The organism is Pseudomonas sp. 1176_21 (assembly GCF_052850635.1).
Map to the genome: position 1 here is coordinate 23672 of NZ_VXCV01000001.1, position 18831 is coordinate 42502.

Genomic DNA, 18831 nt, shown 5'->3' on the forward strand with positions numbered 1-18831 from the left:
CGGATGACAAACCCATGGCAGCACTACGAAGCGAGGTCAAAGCCTTCATTGTTCAGGCTCTGGCCTGCTTCGATTCACCCAGCCAGGTGGTGGAGGCCGTCAAGAAGGAATTCGGGATCGAGGTGAGTCGCCAGCAGTGCGAGTCGCATGACCCAACCAAGTATGCAGGCAGAGGCCTGGCCCAAAAGTGGGCTGGCCTGTTCCACGAATGCCGAAAGCGCTTTCGTGAAGAGACGGCAGACATTCCGATCGCCAACCGAGCGTTCCGGCTTCGCGGGCTTGGGCGAATGGCCGAGAAGGCCGAGAACATGCGCAACCTGGCCCTGACTGCCCAGCTTTACGAGCAGGCGGCCAAGGAGTGCGGCGACATGTACGTCAACCGCAAGCTCGAACCAGACAAGCCCCTGGGCTCCCAGGCGGACCAGCAGCACGCCGTTGCTGAGTACAAGCTGGAGCCAGACGAGAATGTCCCCGTTACCCCGTACCTATGATCCGCCGGTGAAGCTGACGCCGAAGCAGGCGAACATCTACTGCTGGGGTTTCCAGCCTGAGGCGCGCTTCCGTGATGCGGTGTGCGGGCGACGATTCGGCAAGACCTTCCTCGGCAAGGCAGAGATGCGCCGCGCGGCCCGGCTGGCTGCGGAGTGGGGCGTGAGCGTCGAGGACGAGATCTGGTATGGGGCGCCAACGTTCAAGCAGGCCAAGCGGGTGTTCTGGCGCCGGCTGAAGCAGGCCATCCCTGAGGCGTGGCGCGCAGCACGGCCGAACGAGACCGAGTGTTCGATTACTCTCAAGTCCGGCCACATCATGCGCGTGGTCGGCCTGGACAACTACGACAACCTGCGGGGCTCGGGCCTGTTCTTCGTCCTGGTGGACGAGTGGGCGGACTGCCCGTGGGCGGCCTGGGAAGAAGTCCTCCGGCCGATGCTCTCGACCTGCCAGTACACGATCCCCCAGACCGGAGAGTCGCGCAAAGGCGGACATGCGCTGCGGATCGGCACCCCGAAGGGTTTCAATCACTGCTACGACACTTACCGCGACGGGCAGCCGGGCGGCGAGCCTGACCACAAGAGCTGGCAGTACACCTCGCTGCAGGGCGGCAACGTCCCGGCCGAGGAACTGGACGCCGCTCGCCGCAAGATGGACCCGCGCACGTTCCGCCAGGAGTACGAGGCAGGGTTCGAGAACTATGCCGGGGTCGTCTACTACACATTCGACAGGGCAGAGTGCCGGACCAGCGAGCGCATCAAGCCGGGAGAGGCGATACACATCGGTATGGACTTCAACGTCATGAAGATGGCCGCAGTTGTGTACGTGGTCCGAGACGGCTTGCCTTTGGCACTGGATGAGTTCCACTCGGTGCGTGACACGCCCGAGATGATCGAGAAGATCAAGGTGCGTTTCTCGGGGCACAGCGTCTCCGTCTACCCCGATGCCAGCGGCCAGAACACCAGCAGCAAGAACGCCAGCGAGTCTGACCTCTCACTGCTGAAGAAGGCTGGCTTCACCGTGGTCGTCGACTCACAAAACCCTGGGGTGAAGGATCGCGTCAACGCGGTCAATGCCATGTTCCTCAACACCTACGGTGAACGGCGTCTAAAGGTCAACATTGACCAGTGCCCGCAGCTCACTCAGTGCCTGGAGCGGCAGACGTACACCGACAAGGGCGAACCGGACAAGGACCCCAAGAAAGGGCACGACCACATGAACGACGCCGCCGGCTACTTCATCGCCAAGCGGTTCCCGATCAAGACTCAGTCCGCCGGCACCCGCCGCATCGGAGGTTTGGCGTAATGCCTGTTCAATCAACCAACCCAGACTACGACGCTCACATCGAAGAGTGGCGGATGATGGACGACGCCCTGGAGGGCGAATGCGCCATCAAGCGCAGCCCGCGCAATTTGCCGAAGCCAAGCGGTATGGTCGAGGCAGAGAAGCTGGACGGCGCAGGCAATGCCTACCTCTACCGGAACTACACTGACCGCGCTCAGTACGAGCACTGGGTGCGTGACTCGCTGCGCTCGATGATGGGCTTGGTATCGCGGCTGATACCCGAGGTGAAGCTGCCTGCGGGGCTGAAGGGGCTTGAGGACAACGCCACGGCCGACGGCTTCGGCCTGACTCAGCTGTTCCTGCGGATCGTGCGCCAGGCAATCTCTCATGGCCGGGTACCGCTGGTGGTCAACATCGATGATGCGGGCCAGCCGTACTTCGCCACCTACGCGGTGCGCAACGCCATCAACTGGGACACTGCCGATCAAGGCGGCCGCCAGGACCTGGTGTTGTCAGTGTTCCGTGAATTCCGGCGCAAAGAGCAGGATCGGTACAGCCACGAATGCGAGACGGTCTATCGCGAGTTCTACATGGACGGCACGGTCTGCCGCACTGGCGTGCGCAACGAGGCCGGAGAGCTGGTAGAGGATGACCGGCCACTGGGTGTCGTCGACGGCAACGCCAATCTGGTACGCGGTCTAGGCTACATCCCGGTCATCTACTGCGGCTCGACCGACAACTCACCGGACGTGGACGAGGTCCCGCTGCTGACCATGGCCCGGGCTGCGCTGAAGTCGTACCAGCTCAGTGCCGACTACTTCACCGCACTGCACCAGACCAGCCACCCGCAGCCGTGGGTCTCTGGGCTGGACGAGAGTGTGGAGCTCAGCGTGACCGGGCCGTCTGCGGCCTGGGATCTTGGGCCGAACGGTAAATGCGGCTACCTAGAGTTCCAGGGCGCTGGCATTCAGGCAGTGCGCACGGCGATGGGCGACCAGAAGAACGCCGCGCTCGAAGCTGGCGCCAAGGTCATGGACGTCTCAGGCACCGAATCGGGCGAGGCCCGCAAAACCCGCCAGAACGACCAGCATGCAACGCTGCATAGCATCGTGATGACCGCTGCAGAGGCCATCGAGCAGGCCCTGCGGTACGCCGCAGAGTGGACCGGCTTCAACCCGGATGAGGTGGTCTTCACGGTTAAGCCTGAGTTCGTGATCCCGGAGGTCAACGCCCAGGTGCTGGCCGAGCTGCAGAAGAGCGTCATGGCAGGCACCATCAGCGCCGAGACGTATTGGCAGTACCTCACCACTGGCAAGCTGCCCGAGCGCCCGTACAACGAAGAGGCCGAGCTGATCGGCGACGACCACGGCGCTGGCGGCGTCAACCTGGACAAAGACGATGGCGACGAAAGCGGAGCAAACGGCGGACGAGAAGCTGCTGGAGCAAGTAAGCCGCCACTCGGTTCTGCTTGAGCGGCTTAAGGCTGGCGAGGTCAAGAAGTTCGAAACCGTCCTGCGCAAGGTCGACACGCAGGTCAGGGATCAGCTCACGCGCAAGGAGTTGACGACCTACAGCCGGAGCCGGCTTGAGGAGTTTCTAGGGCGTGTGGGCGGCAAGCTGCTAGAGATCTACAAGGCCTTCAGCGACCGGATGCAGTCCGACCTGGTGGACATCGCGCAGTACGAGGCCGCATTCGAGGGCCGCAGCCTGGCCAAGGCGCTGCTGATCGATGCGGTCATGCCGGCGGACTCGCTACTCAGGGCGGCGATCAACACACAGCCCCTGCAGGTGGCGGGCGTCGATGGCGGCAAGCTGCTGAAGTCCTTCCTGACTGGATGGACGCGCACCGAGTCGGATCGGGTAACCAACGCCATCCGCATGGGCGTCGTCCAGGGCCAGACCAACGCCGAGATCACTCAGGCCATACGCGGCACCGCCGTGCAGAACTTCACCGACGGCGTGCTGGCAGTCACGAACAAAAGCGCCCGTGCCGTCGTCCAGACCGCAGTCCAGCATGTGGCCACCACGGCGCGCATGGAAACACTCAAGGCGAACGCTGAGGTGGTGCCAGGCTATCGCATCGTCGCCACCCTGGACCGAAAGACCAGCGTGCAGTGCCGGAGCCTGGATGGTCGGGAGTACGAGATGGGCAAAGGGCCAGTGCCCCCGTTCCACATTCACTGCCGAACCACCATCACGCCGATCACCAGGTTGTCGGCGCTGTTCGGGGAAGGGGCCACGAGGGCAGCAGTGGGCGCGGACGGCGGCGGGCAGGTCTCGGCAAGCCTCAGCTACTACCAGTGGCTCAAAACGCAACCAGCGGCGTTTCAGGATGCCGCACTGGGGCCGGTGCGTGGCAAGCTGTTCCGCGATGGTGGGCTGACGGCTGAACGCTTCGCCGCCTTGCAACTGGACAAGAACTTCAAGCCCCTGACGCTGGACCAGCTCAAGGAGCTGGAGCCGTTGGCGTTTGGTCGGGCTGGTTTGTGAGTGTTTCGGAAACCCCTCAATTTTCAGTGTTGAAACGTGATTTAACATTGCGCTTTCACAAATCATTGAGGTGTTTATGGGTATCACGTTTGACTCTGGTCTAGAGATCACCATTCAGATTCTCGAATCCTACTTGGCGATGCCGCATCGCAGAGGAATAGGAGTAACCGGGGAATTTCCTATCGAAGGGCCTGCAGATCGGACCGAAGAGGAATTTCGTCAGATCAAGTTGAGGTTGGAGGCCAAGTATCCATGGATTCAGCTTTCGCTCACCGATAGAGGTCGGATCAGCTGTTTTGGATTTGCGCCTTAACTGCGGAAAGTTCAACCAGCCCTGGCAGTCGCCGGGGCTTTTTTATGCCCGCAAGGCGGGCCAATCAATCCCAAGGGGATAGCCACATGCCTTTTGACTTCGACCCGGCCGCCCACGGCCTCACTCTCGACGAAACCCAAACCGCTGCGCTGAAGGCAGCGCTGGGCGGCGAGGTGCAGAAATTCCTGGACGGTGAGGTCTCGGGCCTCAAGACCAAGAACCAGGAGCTGATCGGCTCCAACAAGACCATCAAGACCGAGCTGGACAAACTGAAGGGTCAATTCGAAGGCCTGGATATCGAGGCAGTGAAGGGGCTGCTGGCCAAGGTTGGCCAGGACGAAGAGACCAAGCTGATCGCCGAGGGCAAGCTGGACGAAGTCATCACCCGGCGTACCGAGCGCCTGCGCACCGACCTGGATAAGCAGGTCAAGGCCGCCAACGAGCGCGCGGACAAAGCCGAAGCCTTCGCTGCCAAGTACAGCGACAAGGTGCTAGCCGATTCCATTCGCGCTGCGGCCATCAAAGCCGGCGCGCTGCCTGAGGCTGCCGAGGACATCATCCTCCGCGCCCGCGGCACCTTCAAACTGAGCGAAGACGGCGAGCCTATTGCCACTGACCGTGCCGGCGAAGTCGTGTACGGGAAGGATGGCAAGACCCCGCTGTCTCCCCTCGAATGGGCGGAATCGCTGCGCGAAACCGCCACACACCTGTGGCCAAGGGCTCAGGGTGCCGGGCAGACCGGCGACAACGGTGGCAAGGCCACGAAGAAGTGGGGTGAGTACACCGAGACCGAGCGCGCTGCGATCGCTCGCGACAACCCCGAAGCATTCAAAAAACTGCAAGCCACCCAAGGAACCTAATCCATGGCCACGACCCAGCTGTCGGACATCTTCGTCCGCGACTACTACGGCGCGCTGGCGCCGGTGAACACCCCTGAAAAAACTTCCGTCTTCGAATCGGGAATCGTGACCCGCTCGCCGACGCTCGACAATATCGCCAACAACGGCCAGGGCACCTCCGAGATCAGCTACTGGCAAGATCTCGACGCCGACGAGGCGCCGAACATCTCCAACGACAACCCGGATGACTTGGGCGAGGTCGGCAAGGCCGAGCAGGGCAGCATGCGGGCCCGCACGCTTTACCTCAACAAAGGTTACGGTGTTGCCGACCTCACTGCTGAGCTGGCCAATAGCGAGCCCATGCAGCACATCCGCAACCGCTTCGGTACGTACTGGACCCGCCAGTGGCAGCGTTATCTGCTGGGCGCTGCACGAGGCATCATCGCGTCGAACATTGCCAACAATGCCGGTGACATGGTCAAGGACGCAGGTGCCACCATCAGCGCCACCGCGTTTCAGGACGCTGCCTTCACTGCCGGCGATGCGGCCGACATGTTCGGAGCCATTGGCGTGCACTCGGTGGTCATGAACCAGATGGTCAAGCAGGACCTGATTGAGTATCTGCGCGACTCGACCGGAAAAATCATTCTGGCCACCTACCTGGGTAAGCCGGTCTTCATGGATGACAGCCTGACCTACGCGCCCGGTCAATTCCTGTCGGTATTCTTCGGCCAAGGCGCTTTCGGTTATGGCGAGGGTGCCCCGCATGTGCCGGTCGAGCTGCAGCGCAAACCGGACGGTGGCAATGGCGGCGGTGCCGAAGTCCTGTGGGAACGCAAGACCTTCATCCTGCAGCCCGCCGGTTTCAGCTGGAAAGGCAGCAACAACCTTAACCTGAGCCCGAGCGCCACCCAGTACGCCAGCGCTGCGAACTGGGAACGTGTGTTCGACCGCAAGCAGGTACCGTTCGCCGCCGTCATCAGCGGCACCGCCACCCCTTGACCCATGATGCGGGGCGCCGACTTGGCGCCCTGTGCAGGAGATCACCATGAAAGTTATCTACACCGACAAGCCAGGCCGCGAGCGCGGCGTTTGTTACCGGCTCCTGAGTCAGTTCTTCGGGGTCATCGACGGCGCAACGCATGTTGTGGTCGAAGGCGAGGCGCCTGAGATCGTCGAGGCCTACGAGGCTGCGGGTATCAAGGTTGGCGAGCAAGACGGCCAAGAAGAGGCCGAGACTGACCCGCGCAAGATGAACGTTCCCGAACTGAAGGAATGGCTCACTGCCAAGGGCATCGACTTCGACGCCGGCGCGAAAAAGCCCGACCTGCAAGCCCTGATCCCCCAGGAGTGATCCATGACTGACTTCATCACTGTCGCTGACGTTGACGAAAAGCTCGGGCAGGGCTGGGCTGGCGCCGGTGATGCGGTCCTTGCCGTGGCCATGGCCAACGCCTGGCTGACGGCCAAGATAAAGCGAATGGTGCCAGACCCGGTGCCGGACGCCATCGTGAGTGCTGGCGCGCAGGTGGCCAAGTTGGCCGCCGCCGGCCAGCTCTACAAGGACACCCAGCGCGAGATCCAGAGCAAGACTGTGTCGGCCCAGGCTGGCACCTCGACCAGTAAGACCTACGTCGCGGGGTCTGTCGATCGCTCGACCGGCGAGAACTTCGCTCTCGACCTCATCGCACCCTGGACCCGCCGCGTCGGCACCGTAATGCTCAAGAGGATCTGACCCATGGGCATGCGCGAAGAACTCCAAGCGGAGCTGGCGGAAGCGTTCGATGATCCAGACGGCCTTGCTGACGCGGTGAAGCCTGTAGCCGGATCTCGCACCGTGAAGGGCGGATATGACCCCGAGATCGGCGGCACTGTCCCGGCCTCGACCATCAATTACGCCGGGCGCGGTGTGTTCGGTAGCTACCTGGCCAAGGAAATCGACGGCTCGCGCATCCAAACCGAGGACGTGAAGCTGTTGGTGCTGCAGAACGAACTGTTCGAAGGGCGGGCCGATGCGGTGGCCGCCACCCCGGCCGTGCCGAAGATCGGCGACCTGATCAGCGGGTTCCGGACGCTCAACGTATCCGAAGACCCAGCCCAAGCCACCTGGGCCGTCCAACTGAGGAAGTGACATGCCCCGCGGATCACACATGACCCAGCGCTACGGCGGCTTGCAGGGCGGCTTTGCCGAGGCTATCCGGGCGTTCGCCGAGCAGGCCGAGCAAGCACTCGACGCTACCTTCCGCGAAATCGTGATCGAGATCGGCAGCAGCGTTATCCGCATGTCGCCGGTAGGCAACCCTGAGATATGGGCGGCCAACGTGGCCCATCGGGCCAAGGCAACCAGGGCCGCCGATGACTACGACTTCAAGGTCGCGGTCCGCAACACCCTGATCAACCTGAACCAGGACAACTTCACCAAAGCCGGCAATCTGCGCAAGGGCGTCAAGTACGCCAAGCCCCTGACCAAGACCGAGCGCGAGCAGAACTTCGCCACCAATGGCTTGGTAGCAGGCCAGGGCTACGTCGGCGGACGGTTCCGGGGCAACTGGCAATTCTCCATCGATGCTCCGGCAACTGGCGAGCTCGACCGCATCGACCCGTCGGGCAGCCAGGCGATCGCTGACCTGCAGGCCCAGGTGCAGGCCCTGACCATTGGCCAGACGGCCTACATCGTGAACAACCTAATCTACGCGGTGCCTTTGGAATACGGGCACTCAACCCAGGCACCGCACGGTATGGTCCGGGTCACCCTGGCCAACTTTCAGCGCATCGTCGACGAAGCTATCAGGAACAACCAAGTATGAGCCATGCACGAGCCCGTCAGGCCATCGAGATCAAACTGATGGACTGGGCTGCGGCGCGACAGATCCGGGTCGCCAATTTTGAAGAAGGCTTTGAGCCACAGATAAACGAGTCCTACCTACGAGCGTACCTTCTGCCGGCTGGAACCGCCTGCCGCTACCTGGGTGGCGAGGCCTACGAGTACACCGGTGTCTACCAGGTGAGCATCGTCTGCCCGGCGGGCCAGGCTCTGTCTACTGCTGAGGTCATGGTCGACGAACTGAGCATCTTGTTCCGCGTCGACACCGAGCTCAGCCGCAACGGCTTCGAAGGCTTGATCGTCGAGCCGCTGGAGCAGGGGCCCACCATCACCGAGCCTGCGACCTACTCGGTCCCGGGCAGCTTCACTTACCGCGGCGTCGCGGACCAATAGCCAGATGTAGATTGCCGGGAGAGCGGCGCCAACCATCTGGTCCATCTCAAGCCTCTGCATTTGCGGAGGCTTTTTTGTTTCTGGAGATCCACAAATGCGCGGCTCGATCCAATCCGTCAACTACACGCCCAAAACGCCATGCGGCAAGAAGGGTTCCGGCTGGAAGCTCGATCTGGCTTCAGGTGTCCTCGAAATCAACGGCCCTGATGTTCAACTCGGCAGCCTGCCGCCTGAGCCGCAGATGGCCACTGTGACGGTTGGCGAGTGGGCAGAGAGCGACCTGCCCAGCAACGCAGTCGAGCGCTACAGGTTCATCGGCGACCAGGTGATGAAAATCCCCGCCGAGCATCGAGATAGCGCCGAATTCTCGACTGAGGATATTTCGTTCGATCGCGACGGCTCGGACATCCGTACCACGCTGACCTACGAGCGGCCCGAGACCGTCGATGAAGCGTCGGCTCGTGTGCAGGCCCGCATGGGCGCCTCGATCAAGCTGGAGAAGGGCAAGCTGACTGTCAGTTATGGCGGGGTGACTCGCATCGTGATCTCGGGCCTGGTTCAGCCTTTCGTTGTTGAAGGTGGTCAGACCTATATCAGCGAGGCGTTCCTTGATGAAGGTTCGATCGGCCTCAGCGCTGAGCTGCAGTCGCAAAGTGATCTGCTCAGCGCGCTCGCCGCCAGTATCGAGGAGGTCAACTTAAAGATCACCGACCCAGCCGACCAGATCCGCCAGGTGATCCGCGACGAACTCAAGCCCGGCGGCATGCTTCACCGCAACTGACTTCTTCATATTGCCCGCCTTGAGCGGGCTTTTTCGTTTCTACCCAAGAGGAAAACACCATGGCCGCACGCTTCCCGCTGCCGAACGGCGCTATCGTTGAGATCGCCATGACCCTGGGGACTGCCATCCCCTTCACTGCAATTTCCAACGCTGCGCCGCCAGTTCTGGCCGCCGAGGACCATGGTCTCGACACGCAGGCCGTGGTGCTGATCGACTCCGGCTGGGCCAAGCTCACCGACCGCGCCGCCCGGGTGGCCAACGCGCTGACTGACAGTTTCGCGCTGGGCGGTGTGAGCACCGCTGACGTCGATACCTTCACCCCCGGCGCCGGCCTGGGCTCCGTCATCCCCGTGACCGACTGGGTGCAGATCTCCAAGGTCACCGGCTTTACCCCATCTGGCGGTGAACAGCAGTTCCTGACCGTCGGCTACCTGGAAGACGACGATGACCGTCAGATGCCAACCAACCGCAACCCGATCAGCCTGGCCATTGTGGTCGAGGACCAGCCCACCGCCGCCTATGTTGGCGCTGTAGAGGGTTTCGACGAGACCAAGGAGCTGACTGTGGTGCGCCTGAAGCTGCGCAACGGTGACCAGATCCTCTATCCGGGCTACGTGAGTATCACCACCACCCCAACCATGGAGCGGAATAACCTGATGACCCGCACCATCAGCGTAGGCCTGTCCGGCCGCCCATTGCGCTACCTGAAAGCGGCCTAAGGAGACCCCCATGGCGAAGATCAAGATTTCGCAGAACCCGAAGTTCACTGCCCTGGTTCAGGTGCCGCGTATTGGCGGTGAGGCGGTGCCGGTGGAGTTCACTTTCCGCTACATGGATCGTGTCACCCTGGCCGAGATGTTCGACCGCTGGAACAAGGCGCGCGATGCCTGGGCGGAAAAGGCGAAGGAGGAGGGCGTCAGCTGGAAGGACGCCACTGACGCCGAGATCAAGCTTCAGGCTGATCAACTGAAGGATATCGTGGTCGGCTGGGGTCTCGACGACGAGTTCAGCGACGACGCCATCCTCGACTTGGTGCGTACCTGCACTGGCGCTCCGAAGGCCGTCATCGATGCCTACCAGGCAGCCTATAGCCCGGCTCGCCTGGGAAACTGAGGGCGGCGGCACGGGCGCTGTACGAGCGGGGCCCGTCCGCCGAACAGTTGGGCGCACTGGGGCTGACGCCTGACGACATCGAAGCGGTCGGGGTGGAGGTCTGGCCAGATGCCTGGCTCGGCTTCTGCCTGTTCGAGGCAATTGGAACGCAGTGGCGCCTTGGGCCGGGCGGGCCTTCTGGGCTGGACTACACAGTGATTCCGGCCGCCGCCTCAATGCTCGGCATCAAACGCCAAGAGCTCACCAATATTTTTCCTGACCTCCGCATCATGGAGCACGAAGCTCTGGCCGTTATGGCCGAGACGGCGGAGTAGCGCAACGACTGACGCGGCCAGGCCGCAGGAGATGAACATGCAGCGTTACATGCTGACAATCCGGGATCTGTTCACGATGAAGGGGGGCGACGTATGTGGCGCCAAGGCTGAGATTGCAATCTTGGATGGTGATACGGAAGTCGATCGAGTAGGGATTACTGGCAAAGTCGGTCCTGGCGGGAGTGGTTATCAGCGAGAGTACAAGGGTAAGCCTGGGCTGAGGGCTGAGCTCAAAGATGGGGTAGGTCAGATCACTTTTATGGCGATCTGACCTCGGCAATCAGCGCTTCGGCTCATCCTCGATGATGTACTCATCGGTGCCTGGGAGATGGTACATGTATGTGGCCGCGTAGCCTTCGCCCATGGTCAAGGCTCTAGCCTGTGCGGCTTCTTTGGTCGGAAATGCACCTACCATGATCTTTGGCTCGTCACGTACGACTCCCCAGGTGTAAATCCATCCTGCTTTGCTCTTTGCGTACTGCTCATCACTCATAAGGACCTCCTAGGTCATCAATGCCCCAGTCCATGGGCTTTCCGGCAACGGACCGGGGCGGTTCGTTGGGAGGCACAACGCTACTACGCCCCAGCCCAGCCCGCGTACTGGCTTTCCGTCCAGGGTGGATGGGCGAACAGGATGGTCGTCGTAATGACTTCGGAGGATGATGGCGCATTGCCTTTTTCAAGGAGTCGAATCATGGCGTTGCGTTTTCTAAAGAGCTTTAAGGTCGCCCCGGGTGTGCGGATAAACCTCAGCAAAAGCGGAGTCAGTACTTCGGTTGGCGGCAAGGGTTTTACCGCCAATCTCGGCAAGCGTGGTACGCGGTTGACTGCCGGAATTCCTGGCTCGGGATTATCGGCATCCAAGCTCTATAGCTCTGGCAAGAAGGGCGCCGCCCCGGCCGCACCGACACCAATGTGGGCGCACGTCGTCACTTGGCTGATGATTGCAGGCGTTCTTTGGTGGGTTTTCAGCTGACTGCATAGACCAGCCCCGCGCTGGTTTTCTGCGTCTGAGCCAAGCGCCTTACTAGAGCTGGGCTTTGGCGCTTCCTGCTGACGGTGGTAGATTGCCCTGCATGTAGACAGGGATGCTCTCGATGTGAATCCGCTAGAACTCCTTCAGCCGTATCTCTACGGCCCCGAAGACACCATAAGTCACGAATATGATCCAGCGGCGTATCGCCTTACCGCCAAGGACAAGCGTCAAATCGAAGACACTATCAGGAAGCACGGCGCTGGCGCTCTGCAGAATGTCACGAAGGGCGGCGCTATGCTGTACCTGCGGTCAGCTATGCGTTTCGCTGGCCCGGATGAGACTTACCTACGGTGGCTGTTCGCACCTGAAACGTTGAAGCAGATGCCATGGGATGGCCCTGAACGAATTTGTTTGAATGTGCGAGATAGTGGAAAGATCGGCCCGTTTGGGCATCGAATACAGCTTGTCGAGAGCTACAGCCCATTTGTGGAGCGGTACTACCGTTTGCCATATGAGAGTCAGACCGCCCCGTCCGATCTAATTGTGGGATACCGGTTCGTGGCTATGGTCTGGCGAAAGAATAAACTCAAAGTTCTGCAGCAACATGGGCGTATTGAATGCCTGCCTCGGGAGATTCTTCCAATTTTTGTGGACGAGGATTGGCAAGGTGGTTGGTACCCAGTAACCAAGAGTTTTGTCGAGCCAGGCGACTGGCAACAGATGTCATCAGATATAGGCTCGATCCCATTTGATGGCGGTGACTATCTTCGCTTTCTTCTCATGGCGAAGGTGATTGGTGCCACTAAATGCAGCTACCAGGAGAAGGTGAGTCTCCTTGAGGGCATGAAGGTCATGTGTGGGTCTGAAGGGCATTTCTTCGACGGGTATATAGACAAGGTTGGCGGCATGGGCGGACTTATTGGCATCATGTCCACTGAACTTGATGACGAGGATGAAAATGACTTTGATTAACCGTACTTTGGCTTTACTGGCGCTGGTCGGGGTAACCCTGACTGGCTGCGGGAAGAGCGATATTGATAGGGCGCGGGAGGCCGTCGCAGAGAAGCTCACTGACCCGTCGTCTGCTCAATTCCGGAATGAGCGGAGCAAGAAGGATGGCTGGGTGTGTGGTGAGGTTAACTCGAAAAATGCCATGGGCGGTTACGTTGGATTCAAGCGCTACACCGTGATCTGGAAGGATGGTGGCGGTCAGGCAGTATCGTTTGAAGGAGTTGATGAGAGCTCATTGGATAGAGCTCTATGTAAAGCTGATGGACAGCAGTAGAAACCCCACATTTCACACAACCCGCTTCGGCGGGTTTTTTTATGCCTGGAGAAATCATGAGCCAAGGTGATATTGCCGTCCTGGGGGTCCGCGTCGAGTCGGGAGAAGCAGTCACTGCGGCCGATAATCTGGAGAACTTCGCAAAAGCCGGAGAGCGTGCAGAGAAAGCTGCAGCTGCTGTTGGGGCGCAGGCCAGATCCTCCGGCGTTTCGATCAAGGATCTTGCCGCTAGCAGCTCAGCAGCCGAGCAATCAATGGGCAAGCTGGCTTCTGCTGAAGAAAAGGTTGCAGAAACCGCAAGTGAGGCCATGGCTCGACTCACCGCCATGGCCAAGGCTTCCCTTGAGGCAAGTGACTATCACAAGGGGCTGGCATCGAGTGTAGTAAGCGTTGGCAGCGCCATGGAGACCTCGAAGTCCGCCGCGACTGACTGGTCAGCCTATCAGGCGCAGATCAACGAGCGCGGTCGCGCCCTCATTGAGACGGAGGATAGAATCGCTGCTGCTGCAAGGCAGGCAGCTGTCACGACCGGCACTCAAGCTGATGGCCTGCAGGAGCTGCTGGGTCGAATTGATCCGGCTGTCGCTGCCCTCGGCAGGCTAGATGACATGGAGCGCCGACTTCAGGGGTTCAAGGCTTCTGGCGCTTTGGACGCGGACACATTCGCAGATTACAAAGGGAAGATAGATCAGGCGCGGGAAGGATTGAGCAGGATGGATTCCTCACTGTCCCGCACTGGCATGTCGGCCAGAGCGACGGCGGCAGCGCTGCGAGGAGTTCCGGCGCAACTGACAGACATCGTCGTGAGCTTACAGGGCGGCCAAGCCCCTCTGACGGTGTTTCTCCAGCAAGGCGGCCAGCTCAAGGACATGTTTGGTGGTATTGGGCCGGCTGCAAGGGCTATGGGCGGATACATCGCCGGCCTGATCAACCCCTTCACGCTTGCTGGAGCGGCGGTGGCCGGCCTTGGAGTCGCCTACTACAAAGGTAGTGAGGAGCAAGAGGCTTTTCGGAAGTCTCTGATTCTAAGCGGCAATGCGGCCGGCACGAACGTGGGCGCCATGGCAGATCTTTCCCGGCAGATCGCCTCGACTGTAGGTACAACTGGGGCTGCAGCTGAGATTCTGGCTCAGCTTGCAGGTAATGCGAATATTGCCGGTGAAAGCATCGGCACCGTTGCAACTGCATCTCTTCAGATGAAGGACGCTACAGGGCGCGCGGTTGAGCAGACTGTCGCCGAATTCGTCAAGATCGGGAAAGACCCAGTATCAGCCGCCAAAGAGCTGAACGACCAATATAACTTCCTTACCGCCAGTACGTACGCTCAGATTGCTGCCCTGAAAGAGCAAGGTGACACAGTCGGAGCAGCCAAGCTGCTGACAGATACCTATGCCCAGACTATTGACTCTAGGACCAAGGAGATCGTCGAAAACCTGGGCTGGATCGAAAAAGCATGGCGCGGCGTCTGGGGGATGACGAAAAATGCCGGCGATGCGGCGCTTGATTTCGGCCGATCTGCGAGCCTGGCAGACCAACTAGCCGAAGCGCAAAAGGATCTGGCAGCGCTGGAAAAGAATGTCGCGGGCAACTCTATTGTTGCCAAGAGCGCAGAAGCGGGCAATGAGAGAGCTTTACTGGAAAGTCGCATCCAGGCTCTCAACGACCAGATCAGGCTTCAGAAATCCATTGATCAGGCCCAAGAAAACTACCGTCAGAGGCAGCGCGATTCCATCCTTTCCCAGGAAACTCTCAACGGCCAGCTTCGAACTACGGCAAGCAATCAAGACAAGCTGGCGGCTCGTCTGGAGGAGATCAACGAACTCGCCAAGAAGTCTGCCGCTGGTGACGGTGGCCGGGTATACACGGATGCTGAACTCAACCAGCTGCGTGATGCAGCTCGCGAGCAATTCAAAGAAAAGTCAGGGCCAGCAGGGCCGACCTACCGCGAGGACGCAGGCACCAAGGCCCTCGACCAGGCCCGCCAGCAGTACTCTGTCCTCCAGCAGCAGAACGGCCTCATCGGTGCCCAGCGCGGCGAGATGCAGAAGCTGGGTGAGGCTGGCCAGGCGCTGGTGAAATGGGAGCAGCAGCTGGCCGACATCAAGGACAAGAAGGTCCTGACCGCCGACCAGAAGTCGCTGCTGGCCAACCAGCAGCAGGTCACCGCCCAGCTCCAGAAGAATGCTGGGTTGGAGAAGGAGATGCAGCTGCGCAAGGTGTCCACGGAGGAGGCGCAGAAGCTTGCGGCCTTTCAGGGCAACCTGAACAGCCAGTTGCAGCGCGCATCGCTCGGTCTCGACAGCAATCTGGCCGGCATGGGCCTGGGAGATGTCGCCCGGCAGCGCATGCAAGAGCGGTTGAGCATCGAGCAGCAGTACCAGCAGCAGATGGACAACCTCCAGCAGCAGCGCAACGAGGGCCGAATAAGCGAAAGCCTATATGAGAAGGAAAATCAGGCCCTGCAGAAAGCCCTGGATTCGCGTTTGGCGAGGCAGGAGAAGTACTACCAGGATGTAGACGCACAACAGCAGGATTGGTCGCTTGGCGCGCGGTCGGCCTTCTCCACCTACCTCGAGCAGGCCAGGGACGTCGCCGGCCAGACTCGCACGCTGTTCGGCAATGCTTTCACCAGCATGGAGGACGCGGTGGCGAACTTCGCCATCACCGGCAAGCTGTCGTTCTCCGACTTCACCAAGTCGGTGCTGGCGGACATGGCGCGGATTGCCACCCGGCAGGCTGCATCAGGGCTGCTATCGAGCATTGCCGGCAGTGCGCTCGGTTCGTGGTTCAGTGGAGCTGGTGGCGCTGCAGCTTCGGCTGGGTCGACGCAGGCCGGATACGGCCCGCAGTTCATGGACAACTTCGTCTCCGGCCAGCGCGCTGCTGGTGGCCCGGTAGCGGCGAACTCGCTCTACCAGGTCAACGAACTGGGACCGGAGCTGCTGAATCAGGGAGGGAAGACCTACCTGATGATGGGGGCCGAGGGCGGCACGATCACGCCGCTGGGGGCTGGGCCTACTTCAGTTGCTGCGGCTGGCGGTGGTGCCTCCACGTCCATCTCAGTCAATGCGCCCGTGAACATCAGTGTTCCGGATAGGAGCGGCGAGGGAATGGAGCTGGACCATGGCCTACTGCAGCAGAACATGCAGAAGCAGATGGAAATCGCTGCCCAGAAGGCCGTAGCAGAATCTTGGCGACCGGGCGGAATCAGCCACCGAAACGCAACGCGGAGAACCTGATGGCCATTGAAACCTTCCGCTGGGCTACTGAGCGCGGCGAGACCCCTGATATCCAGTACAGGGTGCGGGATTCTCGCTTCGGCGGTGGATACCGACAGGTCGTCGGCGATGGCCCGAACAACAAGGAAGACAGCTACCCGGTGACCATCACCGGCAGGAAGAGCCGGGTGCTGGAGGTCATGGACTTCTTCGATCGGCACGCTGGCGCGAAGGCCTTCCTTTGGATCACGCCGCTTGGCGAGCTGGGCCTGTTCACCTGCGCCGATCCAAAGCCGACCCCTATGGGCGGCGAGCAGTTCAAGGTCACCGCCACCTTCCAGCGGGCCTTCCACCCGTAAGGAATCCTCATGTCACTGATCAAAGACATCCAGCTGCTCCAGCCAGGCAGCGAGGTGCTGCTGTTTGAACTGGACGGCTCGGACTGGGGGGCTGATGTTCTGCGCTTCCACGGCCACGCCATCCCCCATACACCTGAAGAGCTGGCGGCGGCCGGAGTCAACGCAGATGAACTGCCGGCCAAGTCGATCTGGTGGCAGGGAAATGAGTACGGCGCCTGGCCCATACAGGTCGACGGTATCGAGGCAAATTCGGACGGGACTGCGGTACGCCCAACGATCTCGGTCGGCAACGTCAACGGGCGGATCACAGCGTTGTGCCTGGCCTTCGACAACCTGCTGGAGTTCAAGCTGACGATTCGGCAGACGATGAGGCGGTACCTGGACCCGATCAACTTCCCGGGAGGCAACCCAGAGGCAGACCCGACCGAGGAAGCGATTGAGGTCTGGTACATCGACCAGAAAGTGTCTGAAAACGGCACCACCGTGTCGTGGGAGCTGGCCAGCCCCGGTGATGTCGGCGGCGAGAGCATCGGCCGCCAGATGACTCAGCTGTGCCACTGGGCCATGACGAACGGCTACCGGGGGCCGAACTGCGGGTACACCGGGCCGTACTTCGACTTCGACGGCAACCGCACGGATGACCCGGCCAAGGATCAGTGCAACGGTTGTCTCGACACTGGCTGCGTGGTGCGCTTCGGCCAAGGCAACCAACTGCCCTTCGGCGGCTTCCCTGCCGTCTCCCTGATCGCCAGGAGCTGATCATGCTGAAACACATCCTTGCTGCCGTGCAGAAGCACGCTGCGGCGGAGTACCCGCGCGAGTGTTGCGGGCTAATCTTGGCCGTGGGCCGGAGGCAGGTGTATTTCCCCTGCGCGAACGTGGCAACCGAGCCGACCGAGGAGTTCCGCATTGCCCCGGAGCAGTACGCCGGCGCGGAAGACCAGGGACAGGTGATCGGCGTCGTTCACTCTCACCCGGACGCCACCAGCAGGCCTTCGCCGCGTGACCTGGCCATGTGCGAGGCCACCGGGCTGCCTTGGCACATCCTGTCCTGGCCGGAAGGTGACCTGCGGACGATCACACCCACCGGCGAAACCCCGTTGCTGGGCCGGCCATTTGTGCACGGCGCCTGGGATTGCTGGCAAGTGTGCGCCGACTGGTACCAGCGGGAATGGGGCGTGGAGTTCCCAGACTACGCCCGAGAGGATGGATGGTGGGAGCAGGCCGCGGGCCCGAGCCTTTACGAGCAGACCTACGAGTCTGCCGGGTTCTACCAGGTGGACACGCCAGAGCGCGGCGACATGATCGTCATGGCCGTAGGGCGCACCGTGCACCCGAACCATGCCGGTATCTACCTGGCTGGCGACCCGAAATTGCCGTGTGAGCAGGCCGAACTGTTCGGCCCAGGGCCATTTCTGCTGCACCACCTGTACGACCGGCCATCCGAGATCATCATCTATGGCGGCCCCTGGCATGACCGAACTCGCCTGATTCTGCGGCACAAGGAGGCCCGATGAGCGCCATCGTCTACGCACCCATGACCACCATCAAACTATCCGGATCGCTGGCCCAGAAGTTCGGGCGCACCCACCGCCGGCAGATCGATAGCGGCGAGGTTTGGGAGGTATTCAAGGCCCTGAAAGCAACGCTGGAGGGGTTTGAGGCCGAGATCCAGCGCCTGGATGGAATGGGTTTGCGGTTCGCCGTGTTCCGCAACCGCAAGAACGTGGGCGCCGAAGACTTCGGTCGCGGCGGCGCGCGCGAGGTGCGCATCGTTCCGGTGATCGGCGGTAGCAAGCGCGGCGGTCTTCTCCAGACTATCGTCGGCGTGGCCATGGTGGTAGCTGGCGCTGTTACAGGGCAGGCATGGGCTATGCAAATCGGCGCGGCCATGGCGCTCGGCGGTGTAATCCAAATGCTGAGTCCGCAGGCGAAGGGGCTGTCTCAGAGCGCAGCGCCCGAGAACCGACCTTCATACGCCTTCGGCAGTGCGAACAACACCACCGCCAGCGGAAACCCCGTGCCAATCTGCATCGGCGAGCGCCGGTGGGGTGGGGCGATCATTTCCGCGTCCATCTACGCCGAAGACAAGGCGTAGCCTTAGAACAGACGACAAGCCGCCTTCGGGCGGTTTTTTATTGCCCGGAGGAAAG

At 61.2% G+C, this 18831-nt stretch carries 25 protein-coding genes; 24 read left to right on the forward strand and 1 reads right to left on the reverse strand.

What is annotated here, in order from left to right:
- Positions 1-14 precede the first annotated feature (14 nt).
- The 16 genes from FW760_RS00235 (at position 15) to FW760_RS00310 (ending at position 11111) form a co-directional block, all read left to right on the forward strand.
- Positions 15-491 carry a DUF2280 domain-containing protein gene (locus tag FW760_RS00235; RefSeq protein ID WP_446443457.1) on the forward strand — a complete coding sequence of 159 codons (477 nt, stop codon included), beginning with the start codon at positions 15-17 and terminating at the stop codon, positions 489-491.
- Positions 466-1794, forward strand: coding sequence for a phage terminase large subunit family protein (locus tag FW760_RS00240; RefSeq protein WP_446443458.1), 1329 nt, complete (start codon positions 466-468; stop codon positions 1792-1794). Before FW760_RS00235 ends, FW760_RS00240 begins: the two co-directional genes overlap by 26 nt.
- On the forward strand, positions 1794-3245 hold the full coding sequence (locus FW760_RS00245; RefSeq protein WP_446443459.1) for a DUF4055 domain-containing protein: 1452 nt from the start codon (positions 1794-1796) through the stop codon (positions 3243-3245). Before FW760_RS00240 ends, FW760_RS00245 begins: the two co-directional genes overlap by 1 nt.
- Positions 3172-4263, forward strand: coding sequence for a minor capsid protein (locus FW760_RS00250; protein WP_446443460.1), 1092 nt, complete (start codon positions 3172-3174; stop codon positions 4261-4263). Before FW760_RS00245 ends, FW760_RS00250 begins: the two co-directional genes overlap by 74 nt.
- Before the next feature lie 399 nt (positions 4264-4662).
- A complete protein-coding gene (locus FW760_RS00255) occupies positions 4663-5436 on the forward strand; it encodes a hypothetical protein (RefSeq protein ID WP_428599011.1) in 774 nt (257 codons plus the stop codon).
- 3 nt (positions 5437-5439) lie between these two features.
- Complete coding sequence (locus FW760_RS00260; protein WP_054915208.1) at positions 5440-6417, forward strand: major capsid protein; 978 nt, start codon at positions 5440-5442, stop codon at positions 6415-6417.
- 46 nt (positions 6418-6463) lie between these two features.
- Positions 6464-6769: a HeH/LEM domain-containing protein gene (locus FW760_RS00265; protein ID WP_088514734.1), complete on the forward strand. Its 306-nt coding sequence runs from the start codon at positions 6464-6466 to the stop codon at positions 6767-6769.
- 3 nt (positions 6770-6772) lie between these two features.
- A complete protein-coding gene (locus FW760_RS00270) occupies positions 6773-7150 on the forward strand; it encodes a hypothetical protein (RefSeq protein ID WP_446443461.1) in 378 nt (125 codons plus the stop codon).
- A 3-nt stretch (positions 7151-7153) separates the two neighbouring features.
- Positions 7154-7546 (forward strand): hypothetical protein, encoded by a 393-nt coding sequence (locus FW760_RS00275; protein ID WP_446443462.1) that lies wholly within the window; start codon positions 7154-7156, stop codon positions 7544-7546.
- 1 nt (position 7547) lies between these two features.
- Positions 7548-8222, forward strand: coding sequence for a hypothetical protein (locus FW760_RS00280; protein ID WP_236171592.1), 675 nt, complete (start codon positions 7548-7550; stop codon positions 8220-8222).
- On the forward strand, positions 8219-8632 hold the full coding sequence (locus FW760_RS00285; protein ID WP_446443463.1) for a phage tail terminator-like protein: 414 nt from the start codon (positions 8219-8221) through the stop codon (positions 8630-8632). Before FW760_RS00280 ends, FW760_RS00285 begins: the two co-directional genes overlap by 4 nt.
- 94 nt (positions 8633-8726) lie before the next feature.
- Complete coding sequence (locus FW760_RS00290; protein ID WP_446443464.1) at positions 8727-9413, forward strand: hypothetical protein; 687 nt, start codon at positions 8727-8729, stop codon at positions 9411-9413.
- A 59-nt stretch (positions 9414-9472) separates the two neighbouring features.
- Complete coding sequence (locus FW760_RS00295) at positions 9473-10132, forward strand: phage tail protein (protein ID WP_446443465.1); 660 nt, start codon at positions 9473-9475, stop codon at positions 10130-10132.
- A gap of 10 nt (positions 10133-10142) precedes the next feature.
- The gene (locus FW760_RS00300; protein ID WP_446443466.1) at positions 10143-10526 is read left to right on the forward strand and encodes a phage tail assembly chaperone; all 384 of its coding nucleotides are present in this window, start codon (positions 10143-10145) and stop codon (positions 10524-10526) included.
- Positions 10527-10573: 47 nt separating this feature from the next.
- Positions 10574-10840: a DUF1799 domain-containing protein gene (locus FW760_RS00305; RefSeq protein WP_446443467.1), complete on the forward strand. Its 267-nt coding sequence runs from the start codon at positions 10574-10576 to the stop codon at positions 10838-10840.
- Positions 10841-10877: 37 nt separating this feature from the next.
- Positions 10878-11111: a hypothetical protein gene (locus tag FW760_RS00310; RefSeq protein WP_353229094.1), complete on the forward strand. Its 234-nt coding sequence runs from the start codon at positions 10878-10880 to the stop codon at positions 11109-11111.
- Between the two features lie 9 nt (positions 11112-11120).
- On the opposite strand, the gene FW760_RS00315 is transcribed toward FW760_RS00310, so the two are convergent.
- Positions 11121-11333, reverse strand: coding sequence for a hypothetical protein (locus FW760_RS00315; RefSeq protein ID WP_446443468.1), 213 nt, complete (start codon positions 11331-11333; stop codon positions 11121-11123).
- Positions 11334-11534: 201 nt separating this feature from the next.
- On the opposite strand from FW760_RS00315, the gene FW760_RS00320 reads away from it, so the two are divergent.
- The 8 genes from FW760_RS00320 (at position 11535) to FW760_RS00355 (ending at position 18776) form a co-directional block, all read left to right on the forward strand.
- Entirely contained in the window at positions 11535-11816 is a 282-nt protein-coding gene (locus tag FW760_RS00320) for a DUF4236 domain-containing protein (RefSeq protein ID WP_446443469.1), read from the forward strand.
- Positions 11817-11939: 123 nt separating this feature from the next.
- Positions 11940-12788, forward strand: a complete 849-nt coding sequence (locus FW760_RS00325) for a hypothetical protein (protein ID WP_446443470.1) — start codon at positions 11940-11942, stop codon at positions 12786-12788.
- Positions 12775-13101, forward strand: a complete 327-nt coding sequence (locus FW760_RS00330; RefSeq protein ID WP_446443471.1) for a hypothetical protein — start codon at positions 12775-12777, stop codon at positions 13099-13101. The genes FW760_RS00325 and FW760_RS00330 overlap by 14 nt, the downstream gene beginning before the upstream one ends.
- A 56-nt stretch (positions 13102-13157) precedes the next feature.
- On the forward strand, positions 13158-16340 hold the full coding sequence (locus FW760_RS00335; protein WP_446443472.1) for a phage tail tape measure protein: 3183 nt from the start codon (positions 13158-13160) through the stop codon (positions 16338-16340).
- Positions 16340-16678, forward strand: coding sequence for a phage tail protein (locus FW760_RS00340; RefSeq protein WP_446443473.1), 339 nt, complete (start codon positions 16340-16342; stop codon positions 16676-16678). Before FW760_RS00335 ends, FW760_RS00340 begins: the two co-directional genes overlap by 1 nt.
- 9 nt (positions 16679-16687) lie before the next feature.
- Positions 16688-17437: a phage minor tail protein L gene (locus FW760_RS00345; RefSeq protein WP_446443474.1), complete on the forward strand. Its 750-nt coding sequence runs from the start codon at positions 16688-16690 to the stop codon at positions 17435-17437.
- 2 nt (positions 17438-17439) lie between these two features.
- Positions 17440-18195 (forward strand): C40 family peptidase, encoded by a 756-nt coding sequence (locus FW760_RS00350; RefSeq protein WP_446443475.1) that lies wholly within the window; start codon positions 17440-17442, stop codon positions 18193-18195.
- Complete coding sequence (locus tag FW760_RS00355) at positions 18192-18776, forward strand: tail assembly protein (RefSeq protein ID WP_446443476.1); 585 nt, start codon at positions 18192-18194, stop codon at positions 18774-18776. The genes FW760_RS00350 and FW760_RS00355 overlap by 4 nt, the downstream gene beginning before the upstream one ends.
- Positions 18777-18831: the final 55 nt, after the last annotated feature.